This window comes from Pseudobacteroides sp. (genome assembly GCF_036567765.1).
Taxonomy (GTDB): domain Bacteria; phylum Bacillota; class Clostridia; order Acetivibrionales; family DSM-2933; genus Pseudobacteroides.
The window spans coordinates 12,415-30,333 of record NZ_DATCTU010000091.1 but is presented as its reverse complement, the minus strand read 5'-3'; the positions used below and the strand labels follow the sequence as shown (position 1 = coordinate 30,333).

Annotated in this window: 12 protein-coding genes, 1 tRNA gene and 1 CRISPR repeat array (1 of these 14 only partly in view); of the genes, 1 reads left to right on the top strand and 12 read right to left on the bottom strand. The window is 37.7% G+C overall.

All coding sequences use genetic code 11. The features are described from left to right. Positions 1-6: 6 nt before the first annotated feature. The 6 genes from gatA to VIO64_RS13490 form a co-directional block, all read right to left on the bottom strand. Positions 7-1,467 (bottom strand): Asp-tRNA(Asn)/Glu-tRNA(Gln) amidotransferase subunit GatA, encoded by a 1,461-nt coding sequence (gatA, locus tag VIO64_RS13515; protein WP_331919072.1) that lies wholly within the window; start codon positions 1,465-1,467, stop codon positions 7-9. A 52-nt stretch (positions 1,468-1,519) separates the two neighbouring features. Further along, on the bottom strand, positions 1,520-1,807 hold the full coding sequence (gatC, locus tag VIO64_RS13510) for an Asp-tRNA(Asn)/Glu-tRNA(Gln) amidotransferase subunit GatC (RefSeq protein WP_331919070.1): 288 nt from the start codon (positions 1,805-1,807) through the stop codon (positions 1,520-1,522). A 209-nt stretch (positions 1,808-2,016) separates the two neighbouring features. Next, on the bottom strand, positions 2,017-3,270 hold the full coding sequence (locus VIO64_RS13505; protein ID WP_331919068.1) for a hypothetical protein: 1,254 nt from the start codon (positions 3,268-3,270) through the stop codon (positions 2,017-2,019). Between the two features lie 217 nt (positions 3,271-3,487). Next, the gene (gene ligA, locus VIO64_RS13500; protein ID WP_331919066.1) at positions 3,488-5,482 is read right to left on the bottom strand and encodes an NAD-dependent DNA ligase LigA; all 1,995 of its coding nucleotides are present in this window, start codon (positions 5,480-5,482) and stop codon (positions 3,488-3,490) included. A gap of 38 nt (positions 5,483-5,520) precedes the next feature. After that, positions 5,521-6,228 (bottom strand): M50 family metallopeptidase, encoded by a 708-nt coding sequence (locus VIO64_RS13495; RefSeq protein ID WP_331919064.1) that lies wholly within the window; start codon positions 6,226-6,228, stop codon positions 5,521-5,523. A gap of 62 nt (positions 6,229-6,290) precedes the next feature. Continuing rightward, on the bottom strand, positions 6,291-6,707 hold the full coding sequence (locus tag VIO64_RS13490; RefSeq protein WP_331919062.1) for a hypothetical protein: 417 nt from the start codon (positions 6,705-6,707) through the stop codon (positions 6,291-6,293). Between the two features lie 260 nt (positions 6,708-6,967). Here VIO64_RS13490 and VIO64_RS13485 point away from each other — a divergent pair, with 260 nt between their 5' ends. Next, positions 6,968-8,299, top strand: a complete 1,332-nt coding sequence (locus tag VIO64_RS13485) for an MFS transporter (protein ID WP_331919060.1) — start codon at positions 6,968-6,970, stop codon at positions 8,297-8,299. Between the two features lie 173 nt (positions 8,300-8,472). Here the strand turns inward: VIO64_RS13485 and VIO64_RS13480 are convergent, their stop codons facing one another. The 6 genes from VIO64_RS13480 to VIO64_RS13455 all read right to left on the bottom strand — a co-directional run bounded on the left by VIO64_RS13480 (position 8,473) and on the right by VIO64_RS13455 (position 12,370). Beyond that, positions 8,473-8,736 carry a stage V sporulation protein S gene (locus tag VIO64_RS13480; RefSeq protein WP_036946279.1) on the bottom strand — a complete coding sequence of 88 codons (264 nt, stop codon included), beginning with the start codon at positions 8,734-8,736 and terminating at the stop codon, positions 8,473-8,475. A 91-nt stretch (positions 8,737-8,827) separates the two neighbouring features. Next, positions 8,828-9,613 carry a TIGR00282 family metallophosphoesterase gene (locus VIO64_RS13475; protein ID WP_331919054.1) on the bottom strand — a complete coding sequence of 262 codons (786 nt, stop codon included), beginning with the start codon at positions 9,611-9,613 and terminating at the stop codon, positions 8,828-8,830. A gap of 139 nt (positions 9,614-9,752) precedes the next feature. Continuing rightward, positions 9,753-11,315, bottom strand: a complete 1,563-nt coding sequence (gene rny, locus VIO64_RS13470; protein ID WP_331919052.1) for a ribonuclease Y — start codon at positions 11,313-11,315, stop codon at positions 9,753-9,755. A gap of 150 nt (positions 11,316-11,465) precedes the next feature. After that, positions 11,466-11,591, bottom strand: coding sequence for a DUF4491 family protein (locus VIO64_RS13465; RefSeq protein ID WP_331919261.1), 126 nt, complete (start codon positions 11,589-11,591; stop codon positions 11,466-11,468). A 172-nt stretch (positions 11,592-11,763) separates the two neighbouring features. Continuing rightward, positions 11,764-11,837, bottom strand: a tRNA-Gln gene (locus VIO64_RS13460). A 182-nt stretch (positions 11,838-12,019) separates the two neighbouring features. Beyond that, a complete protein-coding gene (locus VIO64_RS13455) occupies positions 12,020-12,370 on the bottom strand; it encodes a helix-turn-helix domain-containing protein (RefSeq protein ID WP_331919050.1) in 351 nt (116 codons plus the stop codon). 211 nt (positions 12,371-12,581) lie between these two features. Beyond that, a CRISPR array of direct repeats spans positions 12,582-17,919; the repeat unit is 33 nt; unit sequence ATTTCAATCCACGCTCCCTGTATAGAGAGCGAC (it continues 679 nt past the right edge of the window).

The following is a 17,919-nucleotide window of genomic DNA, read 5'->3' as shown; positions in this document are numbered from 1 at the left end:
GTAATCCTATATTTTCGCCCTTTGCTTATGAAACTCCGTGTTCTGTTCAAATGTATAGCCAACCCGAAGGAGTGTACTTTCATCCAATGGCTTTCCGATGAGCTGCAAGCCTATGGGAAGATTATTTCCGTCAAAGCCGCATGTAACAACCAATCCCGGTAATCCTGCTATATTAACAGATACAGTGAAGATATCACCCAGATACATTTCAAGAGGGTCGTCCATTTTCTCACCAATCTTGTATGCAGTGGATGGAGCAGTTGGCCCTAATACCAAGTCATATTTTGAAAAGGCTTCGTCAAAGCCGTTTTTAATAAGGGTCCTTACCTGAAGGGCTTTCTTATAATAAGCATCATAATATCCCGAACTCAATGCATACGTTCCAAGCATTATCCTTCTCTTAACCTCGGCACCGAAGCCCTCACTCCTTGACTGCTTGTAAAGATCAATCAAGTCAGTGAATTTCTCTGCACGATAGCCGTATTTTACACCGTCATACCTTGCAAGGTTGGAGCTTGCTTCTGCTGACGATATAATATAATACGCCGGGATAGCATACTCGGTAATAGGCAGAGAAAACTCCTCGCACTGGGCTCCAAGCTTCCTTAACACCTCAACAGCATCCAATACCGACTTCCTGACTTCACTGTTTAGGCCTTCACCTATATATTCCTTAGGTATACCAACCTTCATACCCTTTACATCATTAACCAAAGCCTTTGTAAAATCAGGATAGCTTGTTTTTATAGATGTTGAATCCATAGGATCATGACCGCAGATCGCATTCATTACCAGTGCACAGTCGGTTACATCCTTCGTCAACGGCCCTATTTGATCCAATGAGGATGCAAATGCAACAAGTCCATACCTTGATACAGAACCGTATGTAGGCTTTAATCCAACTACTCCGCAAAAGGATGCCGGCTGCCTTATAGATCCCCCTGTATCGGAGCCAAGTGAAAATATGGCTTCACCAGCTGCTACACACGCTGCAGACCCTCCGCTGGATCCCCCGGGGACTCTTTCCAAATCCCATGGGTTGCATGTCTTTCTAAAGAAGGAGTTCTCCGTTGATCCTCCCATGGCAAATTCATCCATGTTAAGCTTACCAACTAAAACAGTATCTTCCTGGAAAAGCTTTTTTGAAACAGTGGCGTTATAGGGCGGTATAAAGTTATTTAACATTTTGGATGCACAAGTGGTTTTGATGCCCTCTGTACACATATTGTCCTTCAATGCCATAGGAATGCCGCTAAGCAGTGATGTTGCTTCACCTTTATCCATCTTATCCTGGATGTCTTTAGCTCTCTTTAAGGCTTCTTCCTTGCACACTGTAATGAAGCTGCCTACTTTACCTTCAACACTGTCTATTCTACCAAGCACCGACTCTGTAATTTCTACGGCACTTGCTTTTTTATTTTGAAGTAAATCTTTTAACTCATGGGCTGTCAGTTCAAAAAGTTCCACAATTCTACCTCCTGAAATCCAATATTATTCACAAATCAAATTTATTTAAACCCTATTCAACAACCTTGGGTACTTGTACGCATCCATTCTCCTTTGAAGGTGCATTTGACAAAAGTTTTTCCCTGTCAAACGATTCTTTAACCTCGTCGTCTCTGAAAACATTTTTAAGGGGCATAACATGTGCAGTTGGTTGTACGCCTGATGTGTCAAGCTCATTAAGCTTGTCCACATATGAAATAATATTTCCCATTTCAGAAGTTAATTTTACTATTTCTGCCTCTGTTAGGTTTAGTCTGGCAAGTTGAGCAACATGTTCAATAGTTTCTCTAGTTATTTTCATAAAATTCCCTCCATTCATAATGTTTATTATATTAAATGCCTATTGTAAAAGCAATTATTTTTTATTCTCTCCAAGTATTCTAGACATGAATAAAGAACACAAATAAAGGACATATATAATATGCCCTCTTAATGCCATGTTGATAATTTAAATAATATATTATCACTTTAATATATTATTTTTGATATATTAATTTTGATATTTCATAATCATGCTTTACATTTTTCCAAGAGATGGTATATAGTATCACCCAAATCAGTCAATGTTGCATCCTTATTAACAATCTTTTCTATTCCCCCAGGACAATTCAATCTGTATGATCCATCAGTATTTCTTGTCGTGGTATTTAAAATATACCCGCATTCATCATCATACCTTACTGATATATATCTTCTTCCCTGGGTAAATTCGCACCATTCTTTTACCTCCAGCTTCTTAACCAACTCTTTGTCGGTAAACGGATAAACGTTGCTGTCAATCTCAACAGCTTGCCTTACAGCTTCACCCAATTGATGCGGAAGAATCGGACCGTCAATATATATAATATTGTCCATAGCCCTGCCCTTTCCTTCAATATCTTTTGCATAAGGGATTATTATAATGCTGTTATTTCTTGAGAAAAATATGCTTGCAAACCCCGTTTGAACAACCTTATATTTCTTATTTTGATTTTTATTGCTCCCAAATAAAGACTTGTCTTTCTTTACTTTTTCCTTCTTTGTATCTTCTTTTGCAACCTTCTTGACTTCTTCTTTTATATTTCTCTGAAATAATTTCCCCTTGATACCTTCTTCTTTACTTTTGTCCTGATTCAGCCTATCCCCGTAAGGACTTTCTACTCTTTGACTATCCTGCTCAGGCACTTTTTTATTGAGTAATTCATAGCAACTGTCGTCATCAGAGTTATTTGATAATGCCCAAGGCGTAAACTTTTTTGTAGAGATACTGCTGTCATTATCGTATTTCTGATTCGATTCAATTGAGAAACCTCCGGAATAGCTGGAACTTTCCACAGTAGCAAGCCTTTGATTCATCGAAGGTATATTGTTGCTTTGAAAATAATCATTTTGATTATTATTCATTACAGGCTCATTGTCATTGCCTATTCTTCCGAATTTGGGATGATCATATGTATCTGGATTTATAGATCTGTTTTCTTTTTTTCTGCTAAAGTAATTGGCAATATCCTGTTTTATATCATTACTGTTAACACTAATAGGCTTTGTCTTTATCTTCCTTTTCGCAAGCTCAATTTTAGGCAGCTTTAGATTTGATATCTTGCTCTTAAGGTCCAAATCCTTTATGAAGCCTATTATCTTATCCAATGCAGCTTTTAATTTGGGTGACTTGTTAACTGTTTCCACTAACTTATAAGGAATCTTAATGTCCAAAAACTTAAACAACAAGCCCAAAACAATGGCAACTACAATGATGTCAAAAATAACGAAAACAATTATAGCCATAACATACCTCTTTTCAAAATAATCTAATCACTTACAGATAAAATAAACCTATTTAAGTATCACAATTTACCCATCAGGTTATTATTTGGTTTAATAAATTGGTACTTATTTCTCTATACAATAATATTTTATCATAAATTTTAAAAAAAGATATCTAATTATTAATAAATTTTTAATAATTTTTTAATAAATAATTTATATTTACCTAACTCTTTAACTATTCCCCAATCATCTTCTTTAAGTCTTCCTCGGAAATAACAGAAACTCCTAAGTCCCTTGCTTTAACCAGCTTACTTCCCGCATCTTCCCCTGCAAGCACAAAAGATGTTTTCTTTGAAACACTGCTTGAAACCTTTCCACCATACGCTTGAATGAGTTCCGAAGCCTCTTCCCTTGTCATTGAGGGTAAAGTCCCGGTGAGGACAAAAGTTTTTCCTGCAAAACGATCATCTTTCTTTTTCTCCAAAGCCTTTGAGACCATATTAACTTCGGCTTCCTTAAGTTTTTCTATGAGAGCACGAACTTGAGGCCTTGCAAAGAAGCTCAGAATATCCTGCACCATTATATCGCCAAAGTCAGGCAATGCAATTAGCTGATCATACTTCGCTTCCATTATGGAATCTACATCGGGAAAGTTTGCAGCAAGGACCCTTGCAGTCTGTTTACCTACATTTCTTATTCCAAGGCCTGTTATAAGCTTGTCAATATCGTTTTCTTTTGACTTTTCAACAGCTTTGATAAGATTATCAATTGACTTTTCTTTGCCTACAATTCCCTTGTTTATCAGTTCTTCTCTATGATTCTTTATATTATATAAATCTGCAATATCCTTTATATACCCATCAGCCATCAAAGCCTCAACCGAGCTTGGACCAAGGCCTTCTATATTCATGGCATCCTTGGATGCAAAATATATAACACCTCTTATAGCTTGGGCAAAACATTCGGAACCTGTACAGCGAATCTCAACACCGTTTTCCTCCCTCAGGGCAGGTGCACCGCATTTTGGGCAGGTATTGGGTATTATAAACCTCTGTGCATGCGGAGGCCTCTTTTCCGGAATGCTTCTTATAACCTCCGGTATTATGTCTCCGGCCTTTTGAATAATTACCGAGTCACCTTCTCTTATATCCTTCATGTCTATGTAGTCCTGATTATGAAGTGTTGCCCTTGAAACCGTTGTGCCAGCTAACCTTACAGGCTTTAAGATAGCAAGAGGCGTGAGCCTGCCTGTACGTCCAACCTGAACATCTATTTTTTCAACTATGGTTTCCTTTTGTTCAGGCGGATATTTATACGCTACCGCCCATCTTGGCACTTTGCTGGTCATGCCTAGCCTTGCTCTGTCTCCTAGGCTGTCAACCTTAACAACTGCTCCGTCTATTCCAAAGGGCAGACTCCATCTCGAATCACCGATTTTGAAAATTGCATCCCATACTTCGTCAGCTGTTTTACATACACAATAATCGGGACTTACATGGAAACCTTGGGATTTAAGCCAGCCTAGAGACTCTGAATGGGAAGCAAATTCCCTGCCCCGGCATATCTCAAGATTAAAAACAAATATATCAAGGTTTCTTTCTCTTACTATAGATGAATCCAACTGCCTCAATGTTCCTGCTGCAAGGTTTCTTGCAGTCTGGTATATTTTACCCCCGATCTCTTCCTGTTTACGGTTAATGTTTTCAAAGGTCTCATTGGTCATGTAAACCTCGCCGCGAACCTCAAGATACGGATGTTTTTCAGGAATGCTTTTGGGTACATTGGGTACTTCCAGAAGATTCTCATAAACCGATTCTCCAATAACTCCGTCCCCTCTGGTTATCCCATCTACAAATGTACCGTCATTATATCTTAAGACCACTGAAAGCCCATCAATCTTTTTTTCAACAATAAAAGTAGGCTCCCCAAGCTCTTGAATCATTTTGTTAACAAAACTATAAACCTCTTCCTTACTGAATACATCCTGTAGACTTACAACAGGTACATCATGCTGTACTTTTCTAAGCTCCCTCTTGCTTGTTCCTCCAACCTTCCTGGTAGGTGAATCCGCATCTGCAAACTGGGGATACTCCTTCTCCAGCTTCCTTAACTCTAATGAGAGTTGATCATATTCATAATCTGTTATTTCCGGATCATCCTGGTTATAGTAGCGTTCATTATGATATTCTATTTGCTTTCTAAGTTCCTCAATCCTCTTCTTAACTTCCATGAATCCAACCCTTTCCTCATTTTACTTAAATTATAAAATTATTTTTTTGATTTAGAGGCCTTTGATTTCCCCCCACCTTTAGCTAAAAACACATATATGGCTAGTAAGGAAAGTACTATCCAGAATATTCCCCAGATAACGGCAGGTATATATGGCCAGATTTGTGCCAGTTGATCTGCATCGCTTCCATTTGCCCTACCGCCTATCATCTGAAGTGGAAATTTGAATTTGACCAGCAATGTATCCACAAAGGTATCATATACAGCATAGGCAACGCTTGAAACTCCTATAATATCCAAAGTCCAGTCAATTACCTTGTCATTCTGAATCATGTAGATAATTATAACTACAGCTGCAAATATTATTGAATATAGCAATATAAGGCTAAAATCTCCGTACTTTATGGAAACTCCAAGAAATATTATCGCTATGATACCTGGAAGGTATTTTTTAATCGGTGTCTTCTTTAAAAGCAAAATAAGCAACCCAAAGAACAAACTTCCCAAGTAACCACCGTTTAAAATCATAATTTGGGAAAGCCAGCCCTTTGTCTTAACAAGTGCATATCCGCTTTCATTAAAGCTAATCCTAATACCGCTTATGCCATAACCGAACACGAAGGCCATTAATGAATGTCCCAATTCATGCAGAAATACTGCAAACAGCTTTAACGGCTTTATTATGACAGTATTCCACAATACAAGAATAAGCGACAGAATAATAAGATATCTTCCCATGGATTTCATATTGATTTCCCCACAAATTAATATATAAATATAGAAGCAGAAATTGATTAATCTCTTTTAGTTTATTTCTTTCTAGCAAATGAATGTATCATAAATAATACTAAAAAAATGCCTAATATTAATCCGATACCGTCAATAATATTTTTCCAATCGGATATAGCAAGGTAAATTCTTAAATAATAAAGCTTTTGCAATAGATAGCAAAGCAATATGCCCCCAACGATCCCAACTACTGCACCCTTATTTTTTGCAGAAAACTTTTCTACATCAAACACCAGTATAAATATTACTACAATGAGCAAAAAGTCTATTGAATTACCAAGAAGGTAATTATAGGATCTGAAAATCAATGCAGCAGCTGTAAATAAAACCAGCAAGACACCCAGCACAACAGGTAGTATTGACCTGGCTTTTTCTTTAAACTTGTCATTCCCAAAAACTATTATATAGATTATAACTACTATTATAAGATTTGTCATTTTTTACACCTGTCCAAACATTGTTTAAATTTCATTCATGCCTAAGCATATAACATGGTCTATTATAATATTATTTTAACACATATGTCATTACAAAATTTATTTTTCTCGAAATTTTGATCATTGTTAAGTTGCAAATCCAATATGTAGTTTGCTATAATTCACATGTATGTCTGATAAAACCGATCAATTATTAGATTACTTAATATGAGCATTTGGGGAATAATAATATAAAAATAACGTGGAAATAAGAGGTATTGATGGGAAATAGAATTAAGGGGAAGGATCTTAGACAAAGTCTTACTTATGTAATTATAGCAGTTACTCTTGGCAATGTATTCTTCATTTCTGTGGGAACTCCGGTTGGAGGTGCGGCATTTACAAAGTTTGCAGTAAAGCTTGGGATTGATGATTTCAAATATGGCATAATTCTAACACTAGCAATTTTAGGCAGTGTTATTCAATTGCCCTTTTCATTCAATATTGAGAACTCAGGAAAGCGAAAGCTTATATTTCTAGCAGCGGGATTTATACATAGGCTCCTTTATATACCGATAGCACTAATACCTTTATTTGTACCCTCTGCAAACAAAAACCTTATTTTTATTTCCATTGCCTTTTTGATTATGGTATCCTCTGCAGCCAATTCGGTAGTAGGTGTCGCCTTTTCCTCATGGATGGGTTCTCTTATTCCATTAAGAATAAGAGGACGATATTTTAGTAAAAGAATGATGATCTATACCGTTTCAGGTGCATTAAGCGGTTTGATCATCGGTCAGTATATAGACAGGTTTAACAGTCTTACGAACTATTCCATATTGTTTATTGTGATTGCATTATTTGGTGCAGCCGATATATTTTGCTTCATATTTATAAAAGATCCTCCGGTTGAAACTACTGAGAAGCAAAGCATTAAAACATTAAAAGAGCCCTTTAAGGACAAAAATTATTTAAAACTTATAATATCGGTATCCCTTTGGAATTTCGGCATTAACCTTCCAACACCGTTTTTATTTATGTTTATGATAAAACAGCTTAACATGAGCCTTTTTTCAATATACCTTCTTTCCCAGTTTGTTTCTAATGTCGCCACTATTTTATTTGTACAGCATATTGGAAAGGCAATAGACAAATACGGAAATAGGCCTGTAGCCGTCATATCAGCCTTTTTTATATCCATAATTCCGTTTTTATGGTGCTTTGCCACCCCGCACAATTATTATTTTATTATACCCATAGCAAGCCTCATAACAGGTATTTTCTGGCCCGGCTTTGAAATGAGTTTTATAAACCTATCCATATGGCTGGCTCCAAAAAAACACCGCACATCATACCTTGCCAACTATACAATGTTTACATCAGTAGTGGGAATAGGCCTTTCCTATCTTTTAGGTTCTTGTTTCATGAGGTTTGCAGAGCCTTACTTAAAGCAACTTGAAGCCCCATTCCTAGTCGGTCAGACATTAAACCACTATCATGCATTATTTATACTTACATTCATAACCAGGCTTTTAATTTCCTTGTTCTTTTTGCCTAGAATAAATGAAAGCAATGCAAGATCATTAAAAGATATGATTAGAGGAAAACCATAAAAAAAACTTCCAATAATTTATGGCATTTATAAAACACTGTTACAATAACAGATATAAATGCAGAAATATAATCGGAAGTTAAGAGATTTTCTTAGAATTGATAGAAAGTACTAACTAAATAGGCTTTAATAAAACTAAAGATTGTTTTACATATGTAAATACTTTAGTTATTGCTACCTTCTCGGCTCAACCAATAATTTGATTGCAGTTCTTTCTTCACCGTCAATCACTATGTCAGTAAAAGCCGGGATGCAAATAAGTTCGATTCCAGATGGGGCAACAAAGCCGCGGGCAATTGCGATAGCCTTAACCGCTTGATTCAATGCACCAGCTCCTATAGCTTGTATTTCTGCAGAACCCTTTTCACGAATAACACCTGCTAAAGCACCAGCAATAGAATTTGGATTGGATTTTGATGAGACTTTTAATACGTCCATACTCGTACCCCCTAAAACTTTTTCATATATTAAAATATTCTACATAAAAATCGAAAATCCTTTTTTTGAATTCATTTTAGGCAAATTATTGCTACCTGGCTTCCATTATCAAACTTATTCTTCTAATATTTGTAGTTTTTCCATTTTTTTCGTCAATATCTAGCAACACTGCATTAAATATTACCCTTCCATTTGCTACTTCAAATCGTTGCGGCATATTGGTAAGAAACTTTTTAAGTATAATATCCTTATTAACACCGATAACACCATCATAAGGCCCTGTCATACCGACATCAGTTATAAATCCCGTACCGAAAGGGAAAATCCTTTCATCTGCTGTCTGTACATGGGTATGGGTACCTAAAACACAGCTTACTCTGCCATCCAAATACCAAGCCATTGCAGTTTTTTCCGAAGTAGCCTCTGCATGGAAATCTACAATAACCACCTTAACCTCTTTTTTTATTTGTTCCAACTCTCTGTCAGCGGCTTTAAAAGGACAATCTATATTGTCCATATATATTCTGCCTAAAAGGTTCATTATTGCAATTTTCCCATTTTTGCCGCTTAATATGGCATACCCTTTTCCAGGCAAATCTTGAGGGTAATTTGCAGGCCTTGCCATCTTGTTGTCACTTTCAATGAAGTTTAAAATCTCATGTTTTGACCATGTGTGATTACCCATGGTTATCCCATCCACCCCATTATTATACAATTCCTGAGCAATAACATATGTTATTCCGCTTCCCCCTGCTGCATTTTCACCATTAACAATACAAAAATCAACTTCTTCTTCCTTTTTCAATTTATTTATCATTTCTTTTGCTGCTTTTCTTCCAGGACTGCCGACAATATCGCCAATAAACAAAACCCTCAACCCTAATCCTCCATTTCAATGATAAAAGTGTTATTAACCTTAACATTAATAATTAATAAATTTATCAATTATGCTTTGAAAAATAATCTTTAAAGCACAAAAAGCGTGTCACCACGCTTTTTATGTATATAAATCTTTACTATTTTGCATATTCAATAGCTCTAACTTCTCTTATTACATTTACTTTTATCTGACCCGGATACTCAAGCTCACTTTCGATCTTCTTGACTATCTCACGAGTCATCATTATCATACCTTCGTCAGTAACGTCTTCAGGCTTAACCATAATCCTGACTTCCCTACCTGCTTGAATTGCAAAAGACTTTTCTACCCCACTGAAAGAATTTGCAATTTCTTCAAGTTTTTCCAGACGTTTGATGTATGATTCCAAAGTTTCTCTCCTTGCACCAGGTCTTGCTGCAGAAATAGAATCTGCTGCCTGAACAAGAACCGCTACTATTGAAGTAGCTTCTATATCTCCATGGTGAGATAAAATTGCACTTACTACATCATTATTTTCCTTGTACTTCTTTGCCAAATCAGCTCCTATAGTAACATGGGAGCCTTCAATCTCATGATCTACTGCTTTTCCAATGTCATGCAGTAAACCTGCTCTTTTAGCAAGAGTAACATCTACACCAAGTTCAGCTGCCATTAATCCTGCAAGCTGTGCTACTTCTATAGAATGGTTTAATACATTCTGTCCGTAGCTTGTCCTGAATCTAAGCTTACCTAAAAGCTTGATAACCTCAGGATGTAATCCGTGTACACCTGTTTCAAATGTTGCACGGTCGCCTTCTTGACGGATTGTGTTTTCAACTTCCTTCTTGGCTTTCTCAACCATTTCTTCTATTCTGGCTGGGTGAATTCTTCCATCCAGTATTAGCTTTTCCAATGTTATCCTTGCCACTTCTCTCTTTATTGGATCAAAACCGGATAGAATAACCGCTTCCGGTGTATCATCGATAATAAGATCAATACCTGTCAGTGTTTCAAGAGTCCTGATATTACGTCCTTCACGACCGATGATTCTTCCCTTCATTTCGTCATTAGGCAGTGGAACAACAGATACTGTGATTTCTGAGACATGGTCTGCAGCACATTTCTGTATTGAGCAGGCGATTATATCCTTTGCCTTCTTATCCGCTTCCTCTTTTGCTTTTGCTTCAATCTCTTTTATAAGAATAGCAGCTTCGTGCTTAACTTCGCTTTCAATATTTCTGAGCAAATAATCCTTTGCGTCTTCAACTGAAAGACCAGATATTCTTTCCAACTCTTCGATCTGCTTTTTCTGAATCTCAAGCGTTTTATCCTGGAGTCCCTGTACTTCTTTTGTCTTTTTATTGAGCTGTTCGTCCTTCTGCTCAAGGGCTTCCATTTTACGATCCAGAGTCTCTTCTTTCTGCAAAAGCCTTCTTTCCAGTCTTTGAACCTCATTTCTTCTGTCTCTTATTTCTTTTTCAAGTGTTTCCTTGCTCTTATGAATTTCTTCCTTGGCTTCAAGAAGAACTTCACGTTTTTTGCTTTCGGCTTGCTTTACCGCTTCGTTAAGAATCTTAACCGCTTCGTTTTCAGCACCGCCTATTTTTTCTTCAGCCTGTTTCTTTCTGAACTTAATGCCCAACTTGAAAAATATAAATGAAGCAATTACTGCAATTCCAATACCAATTAATAAACCAATTGCGAATTTTATGATACACACCTCCTTGTTATTCAGTTTTCAATGGACAGTAGCTAATGTACAAACACGCCCATTAGCATAAACTCATTGTAAACTTTTTTAAAATTTATGTCAAGAATCAATTCTAAGTATTCAGACATAACCCGTCCTCTTTTTTCATATACTATTAATCTATTTTTCTTTTTTCTTCGGATTATGTGGAAACCACCCTTTTAATACTCGTTCCTCCTGTTTTATTATTTCTTGAATGCTCCTCAGCAATATTCTGATTTTATTACAATGGGATGGAAAATTCATATGATACGAAGTGATTTTATTAGAAATTCTTTTTTTCATAGTGTTGCTGAATTGAAAAAATATTGTGAATTGTAAAATTCTTTCTTTCAAAATTCACCTAACATGGTCACACACGTAAAAGAGGTAATCTTATTTCAAGATTACCTCTTTTACGATACTGTATGTATACAGTTGGCTGCGGGTCAAGGATTCGAACCCTGACAGACTGATCCAGAGTCAGTAGTGCTACCATTACACAAACCCGCATTATTCGTGACAAAGGGTATTATAGCATAGTACAATTATCATTGCAATAGCTATTTTAAAATTTTTTACCGGTTTTTTATGGAAACCATTTAATTGAGCACGAAAGATTTTTTCATCCAGTCAATATGACCTTAATAATGTACATTAAAGTTGGCTTTACCAAAACACCTATTGGTAAAGTATCACTCTAAATAACTCTTATTACTTTTTGCAGCTTCTTGAACCCATTGTTCAATTAGCTTTCTACTAAAAATATAGTTATTATTAATTTTGGTATATGGTAACCCCCTTAACTTATTGCTATTAATAGCACTTACAAGACTACTATCATCCATTCCTAAATACGCAGCTGCATCATAAATTCCAATTATATCATTTTGCCGAATACTAAAATCGCTAGGTACAGATACACTTTGTCCTGCCGATGTAGGAATGAAACTTCTCAACAAATTACTGTCTTTTAAAATGAACGAACATATTATTATTGATGCACCAATAATTATACATCCTGCTAAAAATTCTTTCTTTTCCATTATGCCTCCAAAACAAATACACTTTTTTCCTTTATATTAGCAAATTTATGTATGTCTTGTCAAAAGGTTGGATTTCAAGTACATACAATCATCTCAAAAATAACAATAAGCTCATTGTTAGCGTTATTAAAGCAAATTTTCTTACCATCCATATTCCCCCTTCACTTTAATATTACTCTTAAAGTGAATAGTTGCGTGTATCAACATGTTTATTTCAATCCACGCTCCCTGTATAGAGAGCGACTGACTGGCACAAATTAAGCAGAAAATCAAAAGTAATTTCAATCCACGCTCCCTGTATAGAGAGCGACCTATATCAGATATTATATAAGTTAATATACCAAGAATTTCAATCCACGCTCCCTGTATAGAGAGCGACCAGAATGGAGCAAGTCTAATGGAAGTACAGAGATATCTTGATTTCAATCCACGCTCCCTGTATAGAGAGCGACTTAATGCAGCTGGTGCTATTGTGGCGGGAGTAAACGATTTCAATCCACGCTCCCTGTATAGAGAGCGACGTTTTCACATTGCTTAGCGAATTTCACCATTAAATTTATTTCAATCCACGCTCCCTGTATAGAGAGCGACTAATAAGTACCATTTTGAGGATTATATTTATATACAATTTCAATCCACGCTCCCTGTATAGAGAGCGACTCTGTCAATTTTTATAATGTTTCCTTCAAATCCTTATTTCAATCCACGCTCCCTGTATAGAGAGCGACTTTGCAATATCTGAATTTGGACTTAGCAAAATAATTTCAATCCACGCTCCCTGTATAGAGAGCGACATTATACCATATTTTTGTATAGTGCAAAAGTCCTAATTTCAATCCACGCTCCCTGTATAGAGAGCGACGCAATTAGTGTCTACAAACAAATCAATATATGGATTTCAATCCACGCTCCCTGTATAGAGAGCGACAACACATATATATTATTACGTGGGTCTCTTGCAAATTTCAATCCACGCTCCCTGTATAGAGAGCGACGTAATACGTGGTACAAATGCCCCGGCTATCATAACCATTTCAATCCACGCTCCCTGTATAGAGAGCGACCTAAATCATTTCTAGCACCTTGTCTTTCTATTGATTTCAATCCACGCTCCCTGTATAGAGAGCGACTAACCATCTTCGTGCCGGATTAATTCACCTTTTTCCAATTTCAATCCACGCTCCCTGTATAGAGAGCGACACATAGAAAATTCTATCGAAAACATACTTGAACATTTCAATCCACGCTCCCTGTATAGAGAGCGACACAATACTGTCTACATCAACTGGGCTGGTTATTATTTCAATCCACGCTCCCTGTATAGAGAGCGACCCATTGCCTGTAATACAATAATAAATTTATCAAAAGATTTCAATCCACGCTCCCTGTATAGAGAGCGACTGCAGTGCCACAAAGCTATGCTCAGTATACTAGAGATTTCAATCCACGCTCCCTGTATAGAGAGCGACCTGGCTTCCCCACTGTTGATAGAGGTATAGATCAATATTTCAATCCACGCTCCCTGTATAGAGAGCGACAAAAGCAATCCAATGGTCATTGCCAACAACAGATATTTCAATCCACGCTCCCTGTATAGAGAGCGACTATTTAAAACAATTGCTTTTCTACCATCGTCAAAATATTTCAATCCACGCTCCCTGTATAGAGAGCGACCTCTCTTTGAGCAGTTAAACTTTGTTGTGTTGTAATTTCAATCCACGCTCCCTGTATAGAGAGCGACTTTATAAGCCTTCCATTGATATTTGTTCACTTGAAAATTTCAATCCACGCTCCCTGTATAGAGAGCGACATACTGACCTCATAAAAGAACTTGACGCACTCATGATTTCAATCCACGCTCCCTGTATAGAGAGCGACGGAAGAAGACCTTGAGGAAGATGTTGAGAACATTGAAATTTCAATCCACGCTCCCTGTATAGAGAGCGACAAATGGGGGAGTAAAAGCCTGGGGCGGTTATAGAATTTCAATCCACGCTCCCTGTATAGAGAGCGACCATCTCAGCCTCTTTTGCCTTAGATTGAATCATAATTTCAATCCACGCTCCCTGTATAGAGAGCGACGTTTTCTCCCCTTGTGAATTGCTTTTATATTTATATTTCAATCCACGCTCCCTGTATAGAGAGCGACAAAGTTTGGGTTAGGCAAAACTTTAATCCAACTTATTTCAATCCACGCTCCCTGTATAGAGAGCGACTTTTATATCAAATACCAAGGTCTTATTAATAACTTATTTCAATCCACGCTCCCTGTATAGAGAGCGACAGCTTTAATGGCAGTATGTATGGCTTTAATAGGAATTTCAATCCACGCTCCCTGTATAGAGAGCGACCTCTAGCACCACCCATATTTGGTGTACCCTGATTGATTTCAATCCACGCTCCCTGTATAGAGAGCGACTATCTACACAATAGCAAATAACTCAAACAGTGGTATTTCAATCCACGCTCCCTGTATAGAGAGCGACCCAAGCTTTGGGACAAAATCGGTCTTAGGAATAACGATTTCAATCCACGCTCCCTGTATAGAGAGCGACATTATCCATCATTATTCCCGTCCTTATCTTTTGTTTATTTCAATCCACGCTCCCTGTATAGAGAGCGACTTTTTTATCTGGCCAGATTAATATGTAATCATTGATTTCAATCCACGCTCCCTGTATAGAGAGCGACGGTCAACAGCAAGGACAACAGGGACAGCAGCAAGGTATTTCAATCCACGCTCCCTGTATAGAGAGCGACACCGTTTTTTACTTGTTTTTCTAATTGCCTATATATTTCAATCCACGCTCCCTGTATAGAGAGCGACTGCATCTGTAGCCTCAAAGACATTTACTATTCAAATTTCAATCCACGCTCCCTGTATAGAGAGCGACTCTGGATTTCTTACTGGTGTGCTTGACTCATACGATTTCAATCCACGCTCCCTGTATAGAGAGCGACTCAATTGCAACAACGAGCAAACCATACTTTATAAAAGATTTCAATCCACGCTCCCTGTATAGAGAGCGACAGAAGTACCAGCAGTATTTGTCAACACAGGGCTTATTTCAATCCACGCTCCCTGTATAGAGAGCGACGTAATATATGATCTCATGCAGACAACTGAATGATTTCAATCCACGCTCCCTGTATAGAGAGCGACCTGGTGGTACTACTACGCCAACATTATCTAAAACACTATGATTTCAATCCACGCTCCCTGTATAGAGAGCGACTTAAATATGGATTACTTAGAGCAATTGTTAAATATTTCAATCCACGCTCCCTGTATAGAGAGCGACTTAAAGGCGATAAAATAGTGAAGCTTAATACAGATTTCAATCCACGCTCCCTGTATAGAGAGCGACACCAGCACAGTTAAAAGACGAATTTTATGGGACAATTTCAATCCACGCTCCCTGTATAGAGAGCGACAAGTCCTGGCGTAAGTGAATAACATTACTATATGGATTTCAATCCACGCTCCCTGTATAGAGAGCGACAACAGATACACCGATTACACATCAATAATGGCTGATTTCAATCCACGCTCCCTGTATAGAGAGCGACTTAAACCTCTTAGCTTGATGATTCTTAAAGCTGCTATTTCAATCCACGCTCCCTGTATAGAGAGCGACTCAGTTATTTTTAGAATACGAAAGTGCAATTGGGATTTCAATCCACGCTCCCTGTATAGAGAGCGACAATTATGCCGTATTGGCTAAATTCCTGTAGATCCAAATATTTCAATCCACGCTCCCTGTATAGAGAGCGACTATCAACATCCTTCTCATGTTAGCACCCCTTGTAAAATTTCAATCCACGCTCCCTGTATAGAGAGCGACTCATAATTAAGCATGGTATCATTCCTCAATTCTTGATTTCAATCCACGCTCCCTGTATAGAGAGCGACATTTGGCTAACATGAGCAAAGGTACTCGCACTAGGATTTCAATCCACGCTCCCTGTATAGAGAGCGACTATGTTGTATGGATACAGTCCAGCACCCGATACAATTTCAATCCACGCTCCCTGTATAGAGAGCGACTGATTGACCTGCACCAGTTAAAATCGTGGTTTGTATTTCAATCCACGCTCCCTGTATAGAGAGCGACTGGATTAACAGAAAATATTAAAAAAGTTTCATACGTATTTCAATCCACGCTCCCTGTATAGAGAGCGACTTAACCTGCCCATCAATCCAAACCTTTTTTATAATTTCAATCCACGCTCCCTGTATAGAGAGCGACTGTCATTTGTTTCTCCATGTTTGATTTCCATTCTCATTTCAATCCACGCTCCCTGTATAGAGAGCGACCTAATGTACTTTTATAATTTTTGTTTATCCAGCTCGTAATTTCAATCCACGCTCCCTGTATAGAGAGCGACCTACATCGATAGGATCAATAGCTGAATCAACTTTTTATTTCAATCCACGCTCCCTGTATAGAGAGCGACGATGATACACCAATAAGATACAAGGCTAATAAAATTTCAATCCACGCTCCCTGTATAGAGAGCGACTAGCTGTCTTGAGTTTTGTTATGTCGGCAAGCCAGATGATTTCAATCCACGCTCCCTGTATAGAGAGCGACGAAACATTTGAAAAAACAGCAGTCGGTCAGTTAGATTTCAATCCACGCTCCCTGTATAGAGAGCGACGTAAACGAGTCATTATTACCGAAACGCATGAAAATATTTCAATCCACGCTCCCTGTATAGAGAGCGACTTTGCCAGTCACAGCAGAGATTATTGACAATATAATTTCAATCCACGCTCCCTGTATAGAGAGCGACTTGCAGCGCTTTAGTCCATTAACAGCACGGTCCAAAATTTCAATCCACGCTCCCTGTATAGAGAGCGACAATATTGGTTTTAGGTTTTATTGGTGCTTATTATATTTCAATCCACGCTCCCTGTATAGAGAGCGACAGAGTGGGAAATGGTAAATTCCCGTGGACTCCAATTTCAATCCACGCTCCCTGTATAGAGAGCGACTATTATTGCAAAAGTATTACTATATGCTTCATAATTTCAATCCACGCTCCCTGTATAGAGAGCGACGGTTGATGTTCTGGACAATGCTAAATACAGATGGAATTTCAATCCACGCTCCCTGTATAGAGAGCGACTTAACAGGTGTTCATATCGAGGTGAGTCCTCATAAACAATTTCAATCCACGCTCCCTGTATAGAGAGCGACTGCCATATATATTGACACTAATATACCTATAAACATTTCAATCCACGCTCCCTGTATAGAGAGCGACACACACGAGCAATCCCCTTACCATTATCAGTAAAATTTCAATCCACGCTCCCTGTATAGAGAGCGACGACAATGGATTAGAGCGAATAGAAATATTCTAGGCATATTTCAATCCACGCTCCCTGTATAGAGAGCGACCATATTCGCTGCAAGCAACTGATGTATATGTACAATTTCAATCCACGCTCCCTGTATAGAGAGCGACCTCTTTTAAATAAGAATTACCTGCATCTAAAAGAATTTCAATCCACGCTCCCTGTATAGAGAGCGACTTGGATG